The 17,342-nt window shown below is 39.4% G+C and carries 18 protein-coding genes and 1 riboswitch; of the genes, 1 reads left to right on the forward strand and 17 read right to left on the reverse strand.

Features of this window, described 5'->3' with window-relative positions:
• Positions 1–7: 7 nt before the first annotated feature.
• Together BLO53_RS02700 and BLO53_RS02705 are read right to left on the reverse strand one after the other, a co-directional pair.
• Complete coding sequence (locus BLO53_RS02700; protein ID WP_092058989.1) at positions 8–1,240, reverse strand: MFS transporter; 1,233 nt, start codon at positions 1,238–1,240, stop codon at positions 8–10.
• A 25-nt stretch (positions 1,241–1,265) separates the two neighbouring features.
• Positions 1,266–2,285 carry a helix-turn-helix domain-containing protein gene (locus BLO53_RS02705; protein ID WP_092058990.1) on the reverse strand — a complete coding sequence of 340 codons (1,020 nt, stop codon included), beginning with the start codon at positions 2,283–2,285 and terminating at the stop codon, positions 1,266–1,268.
• A gap of 335 nt (positions 2,286–2,620) precedes the next feature.
• Here BLO53_RS02705 and BLO53_RS02710 point away from each other — a divergent pair, with 335 nt between their 5' ends.
• The gene (locus BLO53_RS02710; protein ID WP_092058991.1) at positions 2,621–3,796 is read left to right on the forward strand and encodes an MFS transporter; all 1,176 of its coding nucleotides are present in this window, start codon (positions 2,621–2,623) and stop codon (positions 3,794–3,796) included.
• A gap of 561 nt (positions 3,797–4,357) precedes the next feature.
• Here the strand turns inward: BLO53_RS02710 and BLO53_RS02715 are convergent.
• The 15 genes from BLO53_RS02715 to BLO53_RS02785 all read right to left on the reverse strand — a co-directional run bounded on the left by BLO53_RS02715 (position 4,358) and on the right by BLO53_RS02785 (position 17,327).
• Positions 4,358–4,942, reverse strand: coding sequence for a hypothetical protein (locus BLO53_RS02715; RefSeq protein ID WP_092058992.1), 585 nt, complete (start codon positions 4,940–4,942; stop codon positions 4,358–4,360).
• Positions 4,943–5,347: 405 nt separating this feature from the next.
• Positions 5,348–6,079, reverse strand: a complete 732-nt coding sequence (locus tag BLO53_RS02720; RefSeq protein ID WP_176757134.1) for a LytR/AlgR family response regulator transcription factor — start codon at positions 6,077–6,079, stop codon at positions 5,348–5,350.
• 247 nt (positions 6,080–6,326) lie between these two features.
• Positions 6,327–6,827 (reverse strand): hypothetical protein, encoded by a 501-nt coding sequence (locus tag BLO53_RS02725; RefSeq protein ID WP_092058994.1) that lies wholly within the window; start codon positions 6,825–6,827, stop codon positions 6,327–6,329.
• 26 nt (positions 6,828–6,853) lie between these two features.
• Positions 6,854–7,564 (reverse strand): DUF6036 family nucleotidyltransferase, encoded by a 711-nt coding sequence (locus BLO53_RS02730; RefSeq protein WP_092058995.1) that lies wholly within the window; start codon positions 7,562–7,564, stop codon positions 6,854–6,856.
• Positions 7,557–8,117, reverse strand: a complete 561-nt coding sequence (locus BLO53_RS02735) for a helix-turn-helix domain-containing protein (RefSeq protein ID WP_092058996.1) — start codon at positions 8,115–8,117, stop codon at positions 7,557–7,559. The genes BLO53_RS02730 and BLO53_RS02735 overlap by 8 nt, the downstream gene beginning before the upstream one ends.
• Before the next feature lie 153 nt (positions 8,118–8,270).
• On the reverse strand, positions 8,271–8,480 hold the full coding sequence (locus BLO53_RS02740) for an FMN-binding protein (protein ID WP_092058997.1): 210 nt from the start codon (positions 8,478–8,480) through the stop codon (positions 8,271–8,273).
• 66 nt (positions 8,481–8,546) lie between these two features.
• Complete coding sequence (locus BLO53_RS02745) at positions 8,547–9,239, reverse strand: hypothetical protein (protein ID WP_092058998.1); 693 nt, start codon at positions 9,237–9,239, stop codon at positions 8,547–8,549.
• 128 nt (positions 9,240–9,367) lie between these two features.
• Positions 9,368–9,841 (reverse strand): 6,7-dimethyl-8-ribityllumazine synthase, encoded by a 474-nt coding sequence (ribH, locus tag BLO53_RS02750; protein ID WP_092058999.1) that lies wholly within the window; start codon positions 9,839–9,841, stop codon positions 9,368–9,370.
• Positions 9,842–9,845: 4 nt separating this feature from the next.
• On the reverse strand, positions 9,846–11,042 hold the full coding sequence (locus BLO53_RS02755; RefSeq protein WP_092059000.1) for a bifunctional 3,4-dihydroxy-2-butanone-4-phosphate synthase/GTP cyclohydrolase II: 1,197 nt from the start codon (positions 11,040–11,042) through the stop codon (positions 9,846–9,848).
• Positions 11,043–11,103: 61 nt separating this feature from the next.
• Positions 11,104–11,739, reverse strand: a complete 636-nt coding sequence (gene ribE / locus BLO53_RS02760; RefSeq protein ID WP_092059001.1) for a riboflavin synthase — start codon at positions 11,737–11,739, stop codon at positions 11,104–11,106.
• Positions 11,739–12,827, reverse strand: a complete 1,089-nt coding sequence (ribD, locus tag BLO53_RS02765; RefSeq protein ID WP_092059002.1) for a bifunctional diaminohydroxyphosphoribosylaminopyrimidine deaminase/5-amino-6-(5-phosphoribosylamino)uracil reductase RibD — start codon at positions 12,825–12,827, stop codon at positions 11,739–11,741. The genes ribE and ribD overlap by 1 nt, the downstream gene beginning before the upstream one ends.
• 179 nt (positions 12,828–13,006) lie before the next feature.
• A riboswitch (FMN riboswitch) is annotated at positions 13,007–13,121 on the reverse strand.
• A 38-nt stretch (positions 13,122–13,159) separates the two neighbouring features.
• Positions 13,160–14,896 (reverse strand): GGDEF domain-containing protein, encoded by a 1,737-nt coding sequence (locus BLO53_RS02770; RefSeq protein ID WP_092059003.1) that lies wholly within the window; start codon positions 14,894–14,896, stop codon positions 13,160–13,162.
• 172 nt (positions 14,897–15,068) lie between these two features.
• Positions 15,069–15,518, reverse strand: a complete 450-nt coding sequence (locus BLO53_RS02775; RefSeq protein WP_092059004.1) for an Hsp20/alpha crystallin family protein — start codon at positions 15,516–15,518, stop codon at positions 15,069–15,071.
• Positions 15,519–15,797: 279 nt separating this feature from the next.
• On the reverse strand, positions 15,798–17,012 hold the full coding sequence (locus BLO53_RS02780) for a tyrosine-type recombinase/integrase (protein ID WP_092059005.1): 1,215 nt from the start codon (positions 17,010–17,012) through the stop codon (positions 15,798–15,800).
• A 120-nt stretch (positions 17,013–17,132) separates the two neighbouring features.
• Positions 17,133–17,327, reverse strand: a complete 195-nt coding sequence (locus tag BLO53_RS02785; RefSeq protein ID WP_092059006.1) for a hypothetical protein — start codon at positions 17,325–17,327, stop codon at positions 17,133–17,135.
• Positions 17,328–17,342: the final 15 nt, after the last annotated feature.

Below are 17,342 nucleotides of genomic sequence, written 5' to 3' on the forward strand. Positions count from 1 at the left end.
GTCCTCGTTATTCGTCTGCCTTCTTATACAAAAGCGGGAAACTAGCACGATCAAACACATTTAGTAGTAAAATCAGCATAATCGCCATGCTACCAACTGCAGCAACAAAAAGCCAGGCACTACTAAAGCCATATGTATCAAACAGTTTTCCTATCAGGATATTTCCAAGAGACGTTACGGCCATACAAAAGATATTGATTGTTGAGTTTACCCTTCCCCAATGTGTTGAAGGCACACGCCTTGTCATGTAGGGTGAACTGGCTATGGTACAGAAGATTTCTCCTATCGTAAACACTGCCATCAGCATAAAATAAATAGGAATCCATCTGCCAAAAAAATTAAAGCTGACAAGACCAATTACGATCAAGGCTTCGCCAATCAGGAATTTCCTGACATCTATAATATTTGCAAGAAGCGTTGTTATTAGCGGAGTTCCAATTACAACCACTATCGCATTTGTACTGGTTAGTAGTCCAAATATCGTTGCGCCTTTAGCATCATAAAGGTGCTCCATGTGAAGCGGCAAAAGATAATTGAACTGCGAGTAAACCAGATTGCAGAATCCCGAGGCAGCAATGTACAAAAGCAGTATTTTACGCTCCTTCAGGATTTCCAATAGCTTTGTTCCTTCGCGTTTTTCCTCATATTCGCTGACATTTTTCTTTTCCACACTTAGCTTCTTGATAAAAAGAATAATTAAAAGTGTTGAAGAAAACGTCGCTACTGAGGTTATCAAAAAGGCAAGCCATAAATAGTGTTCAAATAATAACCCGCCAAGCGTAGGCGCAAGCACAAGTCCCAAATTCATGCCAAGGTACTGAAGACTATATGCCTGCTCTCTGTTGTCAGAATCACTAAGGTCAGCAATAAGCGCATCATAAGATGGTCCTTCTACCGCTGCAAAAAGACCTGCAATATAGAAAAGAGCGACACTGACAAAGGATAGAGGAATCAAACCGCTGATAAAATAGCAGATTACAGTTACCATATCACAACAAACTATAATCTTTTTTCTACTAACACTGTCGGCAAGCTTTCCACCCAGTATTACAATTGGGAATTGGAATATTGCCAGTACCATATCTATAGTTGCAATGGTTGTAGCATTGTAACCAAGCTTATTCTTGAGAATCAGTGTCATTATGGGCCAGATAAGAGACCCCATGCTTGTTACTATGCGTCCAAAAAATAGGACGTAGATTTCTTTGCTTAAATTCTTGTATTGCTTTAAATACTTCATTGCTAGTTAATGTTCCTTATGTATGTTATTTGCTAAGTTCCTCGATGGTCTTATCGATCTCATCAAGTTCTCTGCCATATTTTACACCCCATTCGGTCTTAAGGAGCTGTTTCTTTTTCTTATAGTACTTGATGGCAGATTCTGTGTCGCCTAGCCTTAAATAGCACTGGGCTGTGGATTCGTAAAAGTCTGTATAACGCGGTTTTTCCATAGCATCATGCCCTTTGAGCCAGTATGTGATTGCCTCCTCATAGTGCTCATAATGAGAGAGCTGATTGGCTACATTAAATAAAACGCGCCAATCTTTAGGGTGTTTTTTTGCCAGCGTCCTATACTTGTCAATCACTGCATCGAAGCCATACTCGCACTCTTCAATCTGTATTTCATAGGCTTCATACAGAGTATCTTCATTAACAGTCCTTGCTTCTTCCAGCACCTCTTTTGCCTCACGAAGGCGCCCGGCGTCCATGAGATCATCCAAAAGATACAGATAAGCCCTGACGTTCTTGGGCTCAGCCTTAATGATTGATTTCCAATAATCAATAGATTCCTTGTGATTACATACATCCCAATCATAGAGCTTACAATGAAGTGCATGGGCCACAATCGTCATGTCCTGCTTGGAATTAGGCTGAAGCTCTATTGCTCTCTTTGCATATACAAAAGACTTCCTCTCCATGAAATCCGCCCAGGCCTCATAGAGATTTGCAATCAGATTAATTGGTCTGTAATTCTCCGGATTCTTTTGTATTTCTTCCATCAAGAAATTTTCCATGTTCACAAACTGAGTAGTGCTGATCTCGTTTGCATGGTCTATTGTATTTTCAATCTTTTCATACTGCTTTTCCTTTGAATACTCAAAGAGGTCATCAATTGCCACTCCGAAGCATGCAGCCAGATCCGGCAAAAGAGATATATCCGGATTTGAGATATCTTTTTCCCACTTACTGATTGCCTGGCTGGTAACTCCAAGAACCTTTGCCAGTTCACTTTGAGACATGTTCTTGTCACGTCTTAATACTCTTATTTTTTCACCTATAGTCATAGAAGTGCTCCTTCCTATATGTCGTCTATAGCCAAACAACGTTTTATTCGTTCAGATCTGATGTGTTAAAGATATCATTCATCTATTCAACAGTAAATCGATTTATTGGAGTTTTTTTACAACCATAGGTTGTAGAAATAACTTTTGACTAGAAAGGACCTTGTAAGGTCCAATGCACTGTGATAGACTACTATTTAGTTTTATTACAGCAGAGGTTGCGAAAGATGAGACGTTGATTTTCTAACGAAAAGTAAAAAAGCAAAAACAGTTATGCCTGCATGACAGGTTTATTTTTGTTATCTTAAATACTTACTTTTTGTTGGAGGATTCATACGATGAATAAAAAACTTAATATAGACAACCTTGAAGCTGTGTCATTCTTAAATGGCCTTGTTTTCTTTGCGCCAGTGGCGCTGCTGGTCAGAACCCGTGCAGGTGTCAGCCTTGACCAGTTCTTTATTTTGCAGGCGATTCTGTCTGTTACTATTTTCCTTGGAGAAATCCCAACCGGAAAGATTACTGATGTTGTTGGTTATAAGAATACTATTGTGCTTTCCCAGATCATGCTCCTTATTGCCAGAAGCATGATGCTTGCCGCCTTTCTTTCAAAAAATTACTATCTGTTTATCGCAGAGGCGATTATTGAGGGAATTGCAAACTGTTTTACATCTGGAACCATCAGCGCATATCTGTATCAGAAATATGATGAAGGTGAATACGTTGTTAAGAGCGCAAGAGTCGGGAACTTTGGTACTGCAGGATTCATCGCAAGTACCATAATGTATGCCGGTATCTATCACTTCTTTGGTATTGAGGGTTTACTACTACTCACGGCTGCAATGAACTTAAAAGCTGTTCTGGTAAGTTTTGGCATAGAAAAAGAGAAGGCCAAAAGCGGTACTGATACTGAGGCAAGTGCTGCTTCTAAGGAGTCTTGTGGCAAACTCAGCAAGCTCTTTATTCTTAAAATAAATGCTGAGAACATCATAATCATGATTACCCTTGCATGCGTCAGTATTTCTTTTATCCTTATCAATTTCTTTTACGTAGACAAGCTGGAAATTCTTGGGATTTCTGAAGAATGGATGACAGCTATCATCCTTGGATACTCAGTATTTCAGATGGCTGCTGAGAAGATACTTGATACTATCGGAGAAAAGAATTACTTCAAAACTTTTGTTATCGGCTTCATCATTTCAGGTATCTGCATGCTCCTATTCGGAAGAATAAATATCACGCTGGTTATCATACCAATCATGTTAGTTCTTCCACTTATAGTTTCAGTTCCGGCGTATATTTTTGATGAGATGGAGAATAAGGTCATAGACAAGAACCATCTTGAAGATAAAAGAGCCGAGGTTTTATCTGCATACAACATGGGCGTAAACCTTGTTGAAGTCGTATTCCTGTTTGCATCGGCATTTGTCGCAGAGCTTGGCGTATCAGCCTGCTTCACAGTTGTTGGTGTTTTGATGATATTGCTAGCGGCCGTTCATATAATCAAAAGATAATTCAAAAATATTGGCGGAGAAAGCTAAATTGCTCTCTCCGCCATTTTATCATGATAAAATATCAAATTCATTTGTAAACAATATCGAAGTTCTATTGTTCCTATGCATGTTTTGATAATTCAGATATAACAGGCTCAATAGTTCTGATTAAATATTGATGGAGCAATTCTATTCCGCTAGTTGACTTCATCTGATATTATCTATGTTTGCAGTCAATATGCAAAGTTCTACTGGTTGACTCAGCATCCAATTTTACAGTATGCGGTCATAGTGAATCAGGGTATCAATTGACTCATTATCTACAAACTGTAATTGCAGTCAACAATCTACAACTACATGATTGACCCATTTTGAATTATTAAAAAATGAGGTCAAATAAGACTTTCTAATACATTGACTCAAAAAGCAGAATATAATAATGCGAGTCAATCACCAGCATATATTTGCATGACTCATATAACAAATTTGCGAAAAGAGGTCAACTCAGATACTAATACTCCAGCGATCCAATCCCCCATCAACTTCGTCGATTATGCTGTAATATAAACACTTATAATATATTCATTTCTTCAGTCTTTCTCTGAGTGCAAATATCAGCGCCACAATCACCAAACCATGAAAGAAACTAACAGTAATTATTCCAATGTTCGCACCGATTGTGGCCGGTTCAGACATAGTGTGCAAAAAGTTGATAAATCCGATAAGAGCCGTGAAAAAACTTGCTATAACCGTGGATCTTATGGCAAATTTCAAGTCTTGAAGATATAGCTTTCTGGAATCATCATCCAAAAGAACATTATTTCTAATTGAGGCAATAAGTGCCCTAAAAAACCTTCTAAACCTTCCGGCAATCAGTTCTATTCCTATAAGTATACCCACAATCATCATAAGTGTCGGCAAGTCCAGATAATAATATAATCCTCCGATTCCTCCTGCGAATATTATTGTGAATTCAATAAAAAGCAAAAGCACCAGTATTCCACAAACAGCACCTATTATTCCAACTCTTCTTTTATTGTTTTTTCCTTCCTGAGCATCTTTAGCCAAATCCATCATATTTTCTTCCGCCTTTCCGTTATAACTCTCTTTAGAGAGTCTTTCCCCAGACAGAAGTTCATTCAGATTGACAGATAATTCCTGATTCATTTATTTATCCTCCTGTCCGCGACAATAGATTACGGATAAAGCGTATCAAGTTACATGTCATAGAGCTATCTGCGCTAAGCAGAATACCCTCTATACAACTCTACGGATCATAGAATACATAATTATTATTTTTCTCTTGTATATGGATATACCGTTCCACAGTCATTACATTTGAAATACTCAGTGAAATTTCCTTTTACTACGGGCGTACTGCTGGCCATGCGAGATCTGCCTCCGACATCAAAAGCATTAAGCAACCGCGAAAGTTCCCACAAGCCAACATACGGAAAAGACAGCTCTTTTTATTCTATTATCTGTTTCAAATTGGAGGAAATCCCCCAGAAATTGTCTGATCACAAGCAACAAGAAAAAGTTGCAGATAATATTTATCAGGTAGTATTCCATTTAGCCCTCACAACACATTTTTTTCCAACGGGAAAAGATTTTATCTTTAAAAGAATCTGCGTATTTTCTGCTGATACTGATCTGCTCATCATTATTCATGATCACATAATCAGTTCCACTCTTCTTAAGTGCATTCAGATTGATCACATATGAATTATGAATCTGCACAAAATAATCTGGAAGCTGTTTCATCTCTTCTGAAAGTTTTCCGTAATATTCTATGGTTTCATCCCTACAGACTACAGAGATTATTCTTTTGTTGCTGCTAAGATATAATATGTCCTTACAGCTGATGGTTATGTTCTCTCTTTTTACATTGCAAATGAAAAAGTCTTCCGATTCTCCAATTATTTCAAAGCCTCGCTTCAATGCCTTAAAAAGGGATTCCTCAGTGATTGGTTTTACAAGAAAGTCCAGCGGTTGAACAGAAAATAGTTTCATGGCATAAGTTTCTTTTGACGAAACATATATGATCTGAGTATGGAAGTTTCTGTTCTTCTCACGCAGAAATTTTCCAACGTCAATGCCGCTCATTCTGGCGAGTTCTATATCAAGAATCAAGAAATCATAAGACGAGCCACACCTTATACTCTCTATCAGTGCTTCCCCTGTGTAGAATATCTCAGCGTCAAATTTGGCGCCGATCTGCTGTGAATTCTCAATTAGTATCTTTTCAATTTCCTGGCAAGTTAGTGATTCATCATCACATATAGCTACTTTGTAGGTGTTCATAAGCTCCCCCATCAGCATAATAAGTATATAAACACACAAGGGAATTATACCATCCCTGCAGTAAATAAGGCCGCTAATTGTAATAATTAACGGCCAGATTGTAATAATTTGCAGTTAGTAATGAAGATTTGTGTTGTTATGATTTCTTGCATCAGAGATTCTGAATCATAGAAAAGCACTGTGGTTCAGCAAAAATAGAGAACCACAGTGCCAGACATTTCATAACTAATTCTTATATAACCATATGCTATCCAATATATCTCTTATGAGAAATCTTCAAATTGTATACTTCCTTTCCACCTATATTAAAATCGTAAACTCCCCTAAAATTTCCCTCTTCATCCAACAAAACATTCGTATCATTTATATCCGCCTGAAACACTGACGTCGGAAGCCTATGATATATCTTTTCAAGTTCTCTCCTTGATACAAGCCAGTTGTTCCATATTCTTTCAATCTGAGCAGTAAACTTCTCAGGTAACGTTTTGGCCATTTCCAGCCACTTCATGTCTTTATATACAACCGTCGGAAATGTGCCGTCCAGCGCTCTGATAAACTTAGGACAATAATATCCGAGATTGCGGTATTCTTTAGCGATCCGCTCCCACAGAACAAGATGTTTTTCATCTGTAAATCCATTTGAAGAAATCTTTATTACTATTTTCTCCTTACCTAAGTCCACAAGAAGCGTTTCTCTAAAATCATCATCCCCGTGACTAGTGTTCTTAATATCTATATTCAATGGCATAGCTTTACAGAAAAGCCCTTGTTCTATCAGTTAGATTTGTTGTCTTTCTTCCTTTTTGCAGCCTCTAGCACGCTTGCCAAATTACCTTCATTAAGAAGCTTCGGATAATTATCATCGATATCCTTGAGTATTACCCGGTTATCCGATTCTGATGTTCTGGTACTGTCATATAATTCATCCAGGTTATGCGCAGAAAAGATGCTATCAAGAAGTTTCTTTGCTTCAGCGGGATGAGACAGATTTTCGAATCCTCCATAAAAATCTACAACTGCTTTTTCTATCTGCTCTCTTGTAATATTCTCTGACTTTATGATGCCAACAGCATCTGACATATCATACTTGTACGGTCTCAATGACGCAAGTTTCATTGCTACATCGTACTCGGAAGGAAGCATCCTCGCTTCTAGAATATTTGCAAACAGCTTATAATGCTTGGAATACTGCCTGATCTTCTCAGTGTATGAACTTGTTTTTCTGAATTCCTCATTGATCCAACCTGTGGGCAGTCCATTTTTGTCACCTACGGTATTTATTGCATCCTTCATTGAAGACGAGGCAAAAATCAAACTATCAATATCCGTTGTTGACGCCCGGAAGCCATATTTGGACACTATTGCTGCTCCACCTATGATAACAATCTCTGCCGGTGTATTTTTTCTATTGATCTTTTTGTATTCTTTTGCCAGTTGGAACAGCAGATTGTCTATATTATCTTTCGTAAACAAAACTTTATCCATTTATGATCTCACATTCAACAATATTAAAATTTAGAAACTCAGGTATAGCATTATTCAAAGCTTCTTGGTGTGCATCCTTCCCCAAAAGCTTTTCTGATAACTCTGTATCAGCGGGAAAAACCGGCTTTTCCAACTTATATCGTCTGATGTTCTCATACTCAGTACATTTAGGAAGGTCGTTCCGCCTGCTCAGATAATCAAGCATTGCAAGAAGATAAAAAGCTTCTGCTTTCATATCCAATTTCCAGTAATAATCTATCTTTTTCTTTTCCAAAAGGTCGATTACGTAATCTATCTCACCAATACGATTTACTAGATGACACTGCTCACTTCTGAAAAGATTGAAGGAATGGTTCTTATCACACAGGGTAAGCAGCTCGTCTATTGTGAGGTTAAGAGCATCCGCTATCTTTTTTACAACACCAAGAGCACAGTTTAGGATATCTACCTTCCCATTAACAATGTTAAAGACCGTAGGATAAGCAACCAGAGCGCTATTCGCCACTTTATATATAGATATACTGTTATCTTCAAGATATTGCTTAATGTACATAGTCGCATCCTCCTTCCACCTTTATTATATACTTAGAATTATATATACGCAAGCGTATATATATCAAAAAATATCCGGGCAATGCGCCCGGATGAAATTTTATGCAGTTTATGCCAGTTTGTGAAGCATATAACGACCATTTTAAACTGCAAGTTAAAGGCCTGATCTTAACGCATCCCTGACTGCGTCTTTTATTACTTCACTGGACATCGTTGCACCCGAAACCGCATCAACCTCTACTGTATTACCTTTGACCAGATTACCTGCCATAGCCCAACCTCCGTAGCAGATCGCGTCAAAATCCTTGAAGTAATCAGCACTCTTTTTCTGAGCATCCCTTAGATCAAGATGCTCACCGCTCATTTTTTCTGCAATCCACTCTGCGATACCAATTTTTTAGGAATCTTTTAGGAAATCTTTTAAGGACAATTACGCATCATGGTTCACAGTTATTTTTCCTAGTGTAATCTTGCGCAATATCTTATCGCTTATTGTTACTTCATGTTTTGGGAGGATTTCTTCCTGATAATACTCTCCATCCCAGTTTAGAAGCTCATCTGGCTCTTTATCGTACTTACTAAAGTTCTGCTCGCCAGAGAGCTTCTTCGCATATTTTGAAGCAATCACATGCCTATTATGCATTTCAATGATAAGTTCTTCATCCAGCCCTGTAGCTTCAAGCTGCAGGGGAGTCATGTTTAGATAAAGAGCTCTTGCTTCTCCTATAGTCTGTGATGTCAGTGCTTCTTCGGGGCCTATTCCAGATTTAACAGCTTCCTCGTAATATATCTGATCGCAAATACAAGTGTTCAATGCCACTTTTTTAGCATAATCGCATACAAACTGTGAATCAGGGCCGGCAGAAAAATGCGTATTCCACCAGTGCTTAGGATTCTCAGGATCATACAAGAGTGCCTGGTTTTGCACAAAGCTCTCTACTTCGTAAATGTAATATCCAAATTCTCTAAGAGTAATGTCTGTTCCGTCAACAGATATCACCGTATCATCCAGATGATCCTCATAGTCGAATCTTGTAAGCATTTTTCCGGCAATAGCAAAAAGAACCAACATGACATTAGCTATGATTATGGCGATAATGGTTTTCTTATTGGATAATCTCATCAATGCTCCCGAAAATGAAACTAACACTGTACCTACATTGACTTTATCACGCACACCTCAGAAATTATATAGTACCTTTTGTCAATAACAATCGTATGTTATTTTGTTATAAGACTAGTTTACTTCAATCAGTTAGTCACTTCAAATGACTTTATCAGATTTACCATCTCTATTGCTCCCTGAGCACATTCAAAGCCCTTGTTACCAGCCTTGGTACCCGCACGCTCAACGGCCTGCTCGATAGTATCTGTGGTGAGTACTCCGAACATCACAGGAATTCCAGAGTTCATACTGACCTGCGCAATTCCTTTTGAAACCTCTGAACAGACGTAGTCATAATGAGATGTGGCACCACGAATAACCGCGCCGAGGCAGATAACTGCGTCATATTTGCCAGACTCCGCCATTTTCTTGGCGATAAGAGGGATTTCAAAGGCTCCTGGAACCCAGGCAACCTCTATATCTTCTTCCTTGACATTTTCACGCTTAAGGCCATCAATGGCGCCCCCCAGAAGCTTTGATGTGATGAACTCGTTAAATCTTGCTACAACGATTCCAACCTTAACACCTTCTGATACCAGTTTTCCTTCATAAATATTCATACCTTTATACCTCCAATAAATGTCCCATACGGGCTTTTTTTGTTCTTAAATAAAAAATGTCATAGCTATTTGCCTTGATTTCTATGGGAACTCTCCTTGAAATCTCTATCCCATAGTCTTCAAGCTGATAAACCTTGTCAGGATTATTTGTAAGGAGCTCTAATGAACGTATGCCCAAATCCCTTAATATCTGGGCTCCAGTGTAGTATTCACGCATATCACCAGGAAATCCCAGGGCAATATTGGCATCCAGAGTATCCATTCCTCCATCCTGGAGCTTATAAGCCTTTAACTTGTTAACAAGTCCTATTCCTCGACCTTCCTGTCTCATGTACAAAAGAACTCCCCTGCCTTTTGCTGCAATTGCCTTCATTGCAGCATCGAACTGCTGGCCGCAATCACATCTCATGGAACCAAAGACATCTCCTGTTAGGCACTCGGAATGGACGCGGCAAAGAACTTCCTTGCCATCTTCTATATCTCCTAAAACCAGGGCAACGTGGTGTTCTCCGTTTAATTTATTGATATAGCAATGAGCCATGAACTCGCCATATCTTGTAGGCATCTTAGCTATTGCAACACATTCTACAAGCTTGTCGTAGACCTTCCTGTATTCAATAAGCTGCGGAATTGTTATAAATGTAATGCCCTTTTCCTTGGCCAGTTTTCTAAGCTCATCTCCTCTCATCATAGAGCCATCCTCTGCCATTATTTCGCAGCAAAGGCCGCACTCTTTAAGGCCTGCAAGCTTTAAAAGATCCACTGTTGCCTCTGTATGCCCTGGGCGCTCGATCACTCCGCCCTTTCTTGCTACCAGAGGAAACATATGCCCTGGGCGCCTAAACTCCATAGGAGTAGCATCGTCTCTTACGCAGTGCCGAGCTGTCAACGCCCTTTCTGCCGCAGAAATTCCTGTGGTCGTGTCCACATGGTCAATTGACGTCATAAATGCAGTCTCATGATTATCGGTATTGTGACTAACCATAGGTAAAAGAGCTAACTTATCCGATATTTCTTCGCTCATAGGCATGCAAATGAGGCCTTTTCCCTCTGTTGCCATAAAGTTCACATTTTCTGTCGTAGCAAATTCTGCAGCGCAGATAAAATCTCCCTCATTTTCTCTGCCCTCATCATCCATGACCAAAATGATCTTTCCATTTTGTAAATCACTTATGGCTTTTTCAATTAATTCTTTTTCCATAACTTAACCTTTCCTTATGATTTTCTCTGATAATTCCGCTCTTATAAACTAACTGGGCAACTCAAAATCCATTTGCCAAGAGAAACTCTCTGGTTATACCAGTACTATCCTGGCACTCCATGAATTTCTTTACATATTTTCCAATCACGTCGTTCTCCAGGTTTACAACATCCCCTATTTTCCTGTGTCCTAAAACTGTTTCCTGTAACGTATGCGGAATTATCGATACTTTAAAGCTATCTGCAGATACCAAAGCTACAGTCAGGCTTATTCCGTCTATGGCAATAGAGCCCTTTTCTACGATTCCATCAAGGATATCTCTGGCAGTACCAATTTCAAACCAGACAGCATTTCCATCCTGACGCATACTCTTTATTTTCCCGGTACCATCTATATGTCCGCTGACTATGTGCCCTCCAAAGCGGCCATTTGCAGGCATAGCCCTTTCAAGGTCTACCGGACTTCCTATGGCAAGACTACCAAGCCCAGATCTGGAGAAAGTTTCATTCATAACATCCGCTATAAAAAAATCCTTCCCATAATCCACTACTGTAAGGCACACGCCATTGACAGCAATGCTATCCCCCACATGGATGTCCTCAAGAATCCTGTTACAACTAACAGTAATAGTCTGCCTGTCGCTCCCTCTTGTGATTCTCTTTATCTTTCCAAGTTCTTCAACTATCCCCGTAAACATCAGTAGACCACCTCGTTTTCTATGACAAGGTCATTTCCGCACCAGGTAGTGACAATGGGCTTTAACTGTATGGCGCTTCCAATGTCACTTATGCCAAGGCCTTCCACTGGTGACTTGCCATTTCCCCCAAATATCTTTGGAGCTATATGAATGTGAATTTCATCTACAATCCTGCTCTCTAGTGCACTGTAATTGATCGTGCCACCCCCCTCTAGAAGTATGCTGTCTATCCCCATTCCACCAAGTTCCTTCATAAGGATATTTAGATCAATGCCATTACTGGTCCTTGGAACCTGCAAAATCTTACAGCCTCGCTCCTCATATTTCTTTTTCCGCAGAACATCTTCACTGGATGTAGCAATTATTGTCTGGTTTTCTCTAGCCGTTGTGACAACCTTGGAATCCAGAGGCGTCCTGAGGTTTGAGTCACAGATTATTCTGACTGGATTTTGGGAGGGTTCATCAAGCCTGCAATCAAGACTTGGATCATCGGCTATAACCGTAGACACCCCAACCATGATTCCGGAGAGGTTTTTACGCAGTCTGTGAACATTTTCTCTGGCCGCATCCCCTGTGATCCACTTGGACTGGCCGCTTGCTGTTGCTATCTTGCCATCTGCTGTCATAGCGTACTTCATCACCACATAGGGAAGCCTTGAAGTCATGTATTTATTGAATACTCTGTTGAGCTTTTTACATTCTGTCTCCAGCACTCCAACCTCAACCCTGATGCCGGTTTCTGCAAGAATTCTGGCGCCTTTCCCAACTACAACGGGGTTAACATCCAAGGTTCCTATGACCACTCTTTCTATTCCGCTCTCAATTATCGCCTCTGTACAGGGCGGCGTTTTGCCGTAATGGCAGCATGGCTCAAGTGTGACATACATTGTTGCTCCCTTTGGGGATTTCCTGCAATTTTTCAGTGCATTTCTCTCGGCATGGAGTTCGCCATATTTCTCGTGGTAGCCCTCGCCTATAATTTCCCCATCTTTGACAATCACTGCTCCCACCATGGGATTTGGGCTGACAAAGCCTGCACCTTTTCTGGCAAGTTCCAGGGCCCGTTCCATGTATTTTCTATCTTCCATCCTCTCCTCCAACAAAATAGATTTAAATATTGAAAAAAGCCCCGGAAACCTAAGCTCCGGGGCAAAAATAAACTCGTTTTCCAGTAATATAAAGACATAGCTGAAATACTTCATATCAGCGGCCTTGTAAAAAGAAAAGCTCTGAGATATAAAATCTCAGAGCAATACATTACTAAAAGAACCATCTTCTTCCATCCAGACTATACTGTCGGCTTCGGAATCACACCGAATCATGCCTTGCGGCTCGTGGGCTATACCACCGGTAGGGAATCGCACCCTGCCCTGAAGATACTATTTAATTGTGTACATGATACCTCATGATACTACATTCGTCAACAATTTATCGAAATAAGTGACAACAGATCAGTAAATGCCCTGTAGTACTTGAACTGATACTGATTCCACTGATTCTTTTTCCCAACACTTGTAATGATAAGTATGCACTCTTTTTGGTTTATGTCAAAGAATCTTATGATGATCATGGAATATATGCCTCTGTTCACAAGGAATTCCTTGATATCATGTGCATGTGGTGGTAACATTTCAAGTCGGTTAATGACAACAAAATCACCCAGAGAAAAATATTTCTCTTTTGCATCACTATTAAGAATCTTGAGCACGAACTCAATCGCATCCTTATCATTGATGGCACTACTGCCGGCAGCATATCTAAACTCAAAAGGATTTCCATCAAATAGCATGACATTTTGAAACTCAAAAGTTTCCGCAAACTCATTCATGAATTTCTCATAATTGTTATCTTTATTATGAAGAGCTGTATCAAACATCCTCACAATTACATCACCACAGGAAACATCTCTTTCGTTCACCATGGCAGAAGAGCCATTTTTAAGCTTTATGTTCTCTAAAGTGCCATGCTTTTCCCGTGTGTAAACAATATATCTGTTTCTGCCCTTTTTCTTGGCCAAATACAGGCAGTGATCCGCCAGCATAAAAAGATCATCGTAACAATCTGCATCCTTCGGAAATACAGCTGCACCAATAGAAACCGAAAGAGGAGTATCCTTGTCCAGCCCCTTGTCAGGAAAAGTTGAGCTGACCTTATTCTTGATGGCCTTTAGTATAGGCCTTATCTCATCCTCTGACATAATATTGTATAGAACAATAAAAAACTCATCTCCGCCAAAGCGCCCGGAAACACCATGCGTCCCTACTTCATTGGATATTATATCTGCCACTTTTTTGATAACTTCGTCGCCAAATTGATGACCATAGCTGTCATTGACGCTTTTAAAGAAGTCCACATCTATTATAGCTACAGCTGTTCCCTCAAGGCGCCTGTCATCTATCCTCTCCTTGGCAATCCTGATAATATCCGTCTTATCTATAAGGCCGGTAAGGGAATCATGCTTGATGTCATTGACCTTGACAGATTCGTTATCTCTTTTAAGCTGAATGTGCCCAACTACGCCCTCGCTGTCCGCTCCGTAGAAAATAAAAGCCTCATCTAATACTGTATGTGTCACACTTGGATCATCACTTAAGATATTACCATCTATTATAGTAGTACTCCTACCAACACCAGATTTAACCTGGGTTATAAAGCTCTTAACGGCGTGCCTCTGCTCTTCATCTGCCTTGGCGAGCAAAAGTTCCTCAAATTCACTAAGAGAATATGTTCCTGTGTCAAAATATGCGCGCTCAGTATTAGAAACCTCTACCGTGCCAAGATCTTTGTCATACTCAAAGAAAACATCCTCATACAAATCAAGTTGTGTTCTAAAAGCATTGATTGTCTTCATAAGTGAAGAGTGTGCATTCAAAAGATCATGCGCATTGACTACAGTAAGCCTTATCAGGTCGTTATCAGCCTTAGCCCTCATATATGTGTAGTACATAGTGTCAGGTGCCATTATCTTACTGGGATAAAAGGTGCCATCGCAATTTTTGATATTATTTTTATATATTTCCATATCCTCGACGGCAATCAGCTCATACATTGGCTTAACAATATAATTGCCAAGAGCATCATAGACCTCCGAATCAGCGGAAACTATCCTCTGATCATCTCTTGATATGATTATTTCATGAAAACTTACGTCTTTCATATGGCTATTCCTGTCTAAATAACGATAATTAATCCCACATTAAAATTTTAATGCATAGATTTTTAACGGTCAACAATTGCTATCCTCTTAATATTGCACACTATATCATAAAAAATCGCCCGGCACATCTGTGCCGGACGATTCCGAATCATTTATGTTTGATTTTTATATATTATCCCTCAATAGCTATCAGATTCTTTTCTGGAATCTTCTTCTCTAATGCCTTTTTAGGCATTGTCAACGTCAATACACCGTGCCTGTAGGTAGCCTCAATGTCTTCCTTCTCTACATTGTCACCAATGTAGAAGCTCCTTGCCATAGATCCTGCGTATCTCTCCTGCCTGATAAGTTTGCCCTTCTTGTCGTTCTGGTCCTTATCAAGACCCTTGGCAGCGCTGATCGTCAGATAACCATTATCAAGTTCTACAGTTATCTCTTCCTTCTTAAAGCCTGGCAGATCGATTGATACTTCATAATTGTCATCTTTCTCTCTGATATCTGTTCTCATCATCCTGTTTGCTTTTCTGCCATAAAGTTTACGCTCCATGTCATCAAATTCCTTCATAGGGAAGCCAAACAGATCATCAATAAAATTCTCTTCAAAAATACTAGGTGCTAACATAATACATACCTCCTTTGCACAAGAACAATTATTAACTGTTATTGAGCATTGGGACGGAGGGTTTGGATCTTAGGAAACTGTAAGTCCTAACGGTCTTCTCTGTTCCTTTGTTCTACTTTATATATAACACCATAATTAGCACTCGTCAATGCAGAGTGCTAATAATTTATAATTATTTAAGAATTAGTTTATGAATTGTCTGATTTTATGCGGTTTTCCAGACTTTTGATTTTATGATTTGAATGAGATTTAATGGATTTACACCACATTTACACCAATTCAACCGATTACTGCCATAACATCAACCTTAGCCATTTCCTTTTGAACTCTCTGCAAATCAGCAATGTGATTGTAAACATCCATAGTTATTGCTATATCCTTATGTCCCATTATATATTGCAATACCTTAGGATCCATCCCTGATTCTGCCATTCTGGTACATCCAGTATGTCTTAACGAATGAGCAGAAATCTTTGGCAATAATTCTGGCTTTCTTTTTTCAGATGCAGCCTTGCCCTGTTCTAAGGAATTATACTTATTGATAATGTTATATAGAATGCTATTAACTGCATTTGGGGCTAAAGGTCCACCTGACTTAGCTGTAAATACAAAATTCTTAAGTCCATCAACCTCAACATCATGGTTTATGTTTAGTAGAAATTGCTGTTCCTTCTGCATCAACAGAACTCTATGCATTGTTTCAGTCATTGGAATAGTGCGATTTCCAGCCTCCGTCTTAGGAGTAGACTTGTGAAATTTGCAGCCATCTCCATAATTTTTGTAAACAAGCTGATGGTCAATCCTAATTTCTCTAGCCTTGAAATCAATATCATTCCATGTCAAACCACTCAATTCGCCAATTCTAAGAGCAGTTGAAATCATGAATTGAATCATAGGGTAGTGCTTATTAAAACAAGCATTACCCTGGATGAACTCCAAAAGGTTATCCTGTTCTTCATTCGACAGAGCCACTTTTTCCTTTGGCTTTACACCATAGCCGCTAAGTGTACCTTTAACTGGACTTTTCCTAACAATATCATCCTCAAGTGCACTCTCGAAAATTGGAGCAAAAATACCATGAAGAAGCTTCAAGGTTCCCCATGCATAACCAGCAATGGTCTTTTGATTGTAAAAGGTCTTAATATGAGAGGCTCTTATATCAACCAACTTCATATTGCCAATCGAATCTTCAACATGGTTTTTCCATAATGCAAGATAATTGTTACGGGTTGTTGGTTCAAGCTGAATCATTCCCATGTATCGCTCAAATGCCTCATTTAAGGTAATGTTTTTCACATTAGCAGCCACGACCAGTCCAACAGCTATATCATGTTGAATGTCCTTTTCAATCTCTCTAAGTGATGGTAAATCCTTGCTGTATTTACATACACGCTTACCTGTTTTTGGATCTGTGAACCTATACATATAGGTTCCATCCTTACGTTGACTTTCTCCTTCCTTAAGGTTTCTTCCTTTATTATCTTTACGTGCCATATTTTCCTCCTTTGATAAGCACTCAGAGTGAAAATAATTAGCACTTTGTCTAACTCTGAGTGTAAATGAAAAGGGACAGATTCTCAATAAGAACCTGTCCCTAAATGTTAATAATTGTTATTAAATTGCCATTGCTTCAACGTACTTTTCGACCTTGCTGACAGAATATAGAACTCTGCGTCCTATATTGAATCGGGCGCAGGCGTCTTCTCCAATCTTTCGCGCGCTAGCCTCTCCACAGGAAAGCATAGCCGCTAATCCATTAATATCTACTGCGATTAGCTTGTCAGCTGTTCGTTCTGTTGTTTTTCTCATATATAAAATCCTCCT

The organism is Butyrivibrio sp. INlla14 (assembly GCF_900102515.1).
GTDB lineage: Bacteria > Bacillota > Clostridia > Lachnospirales > Lachnospiraceae > Butyrivibrio.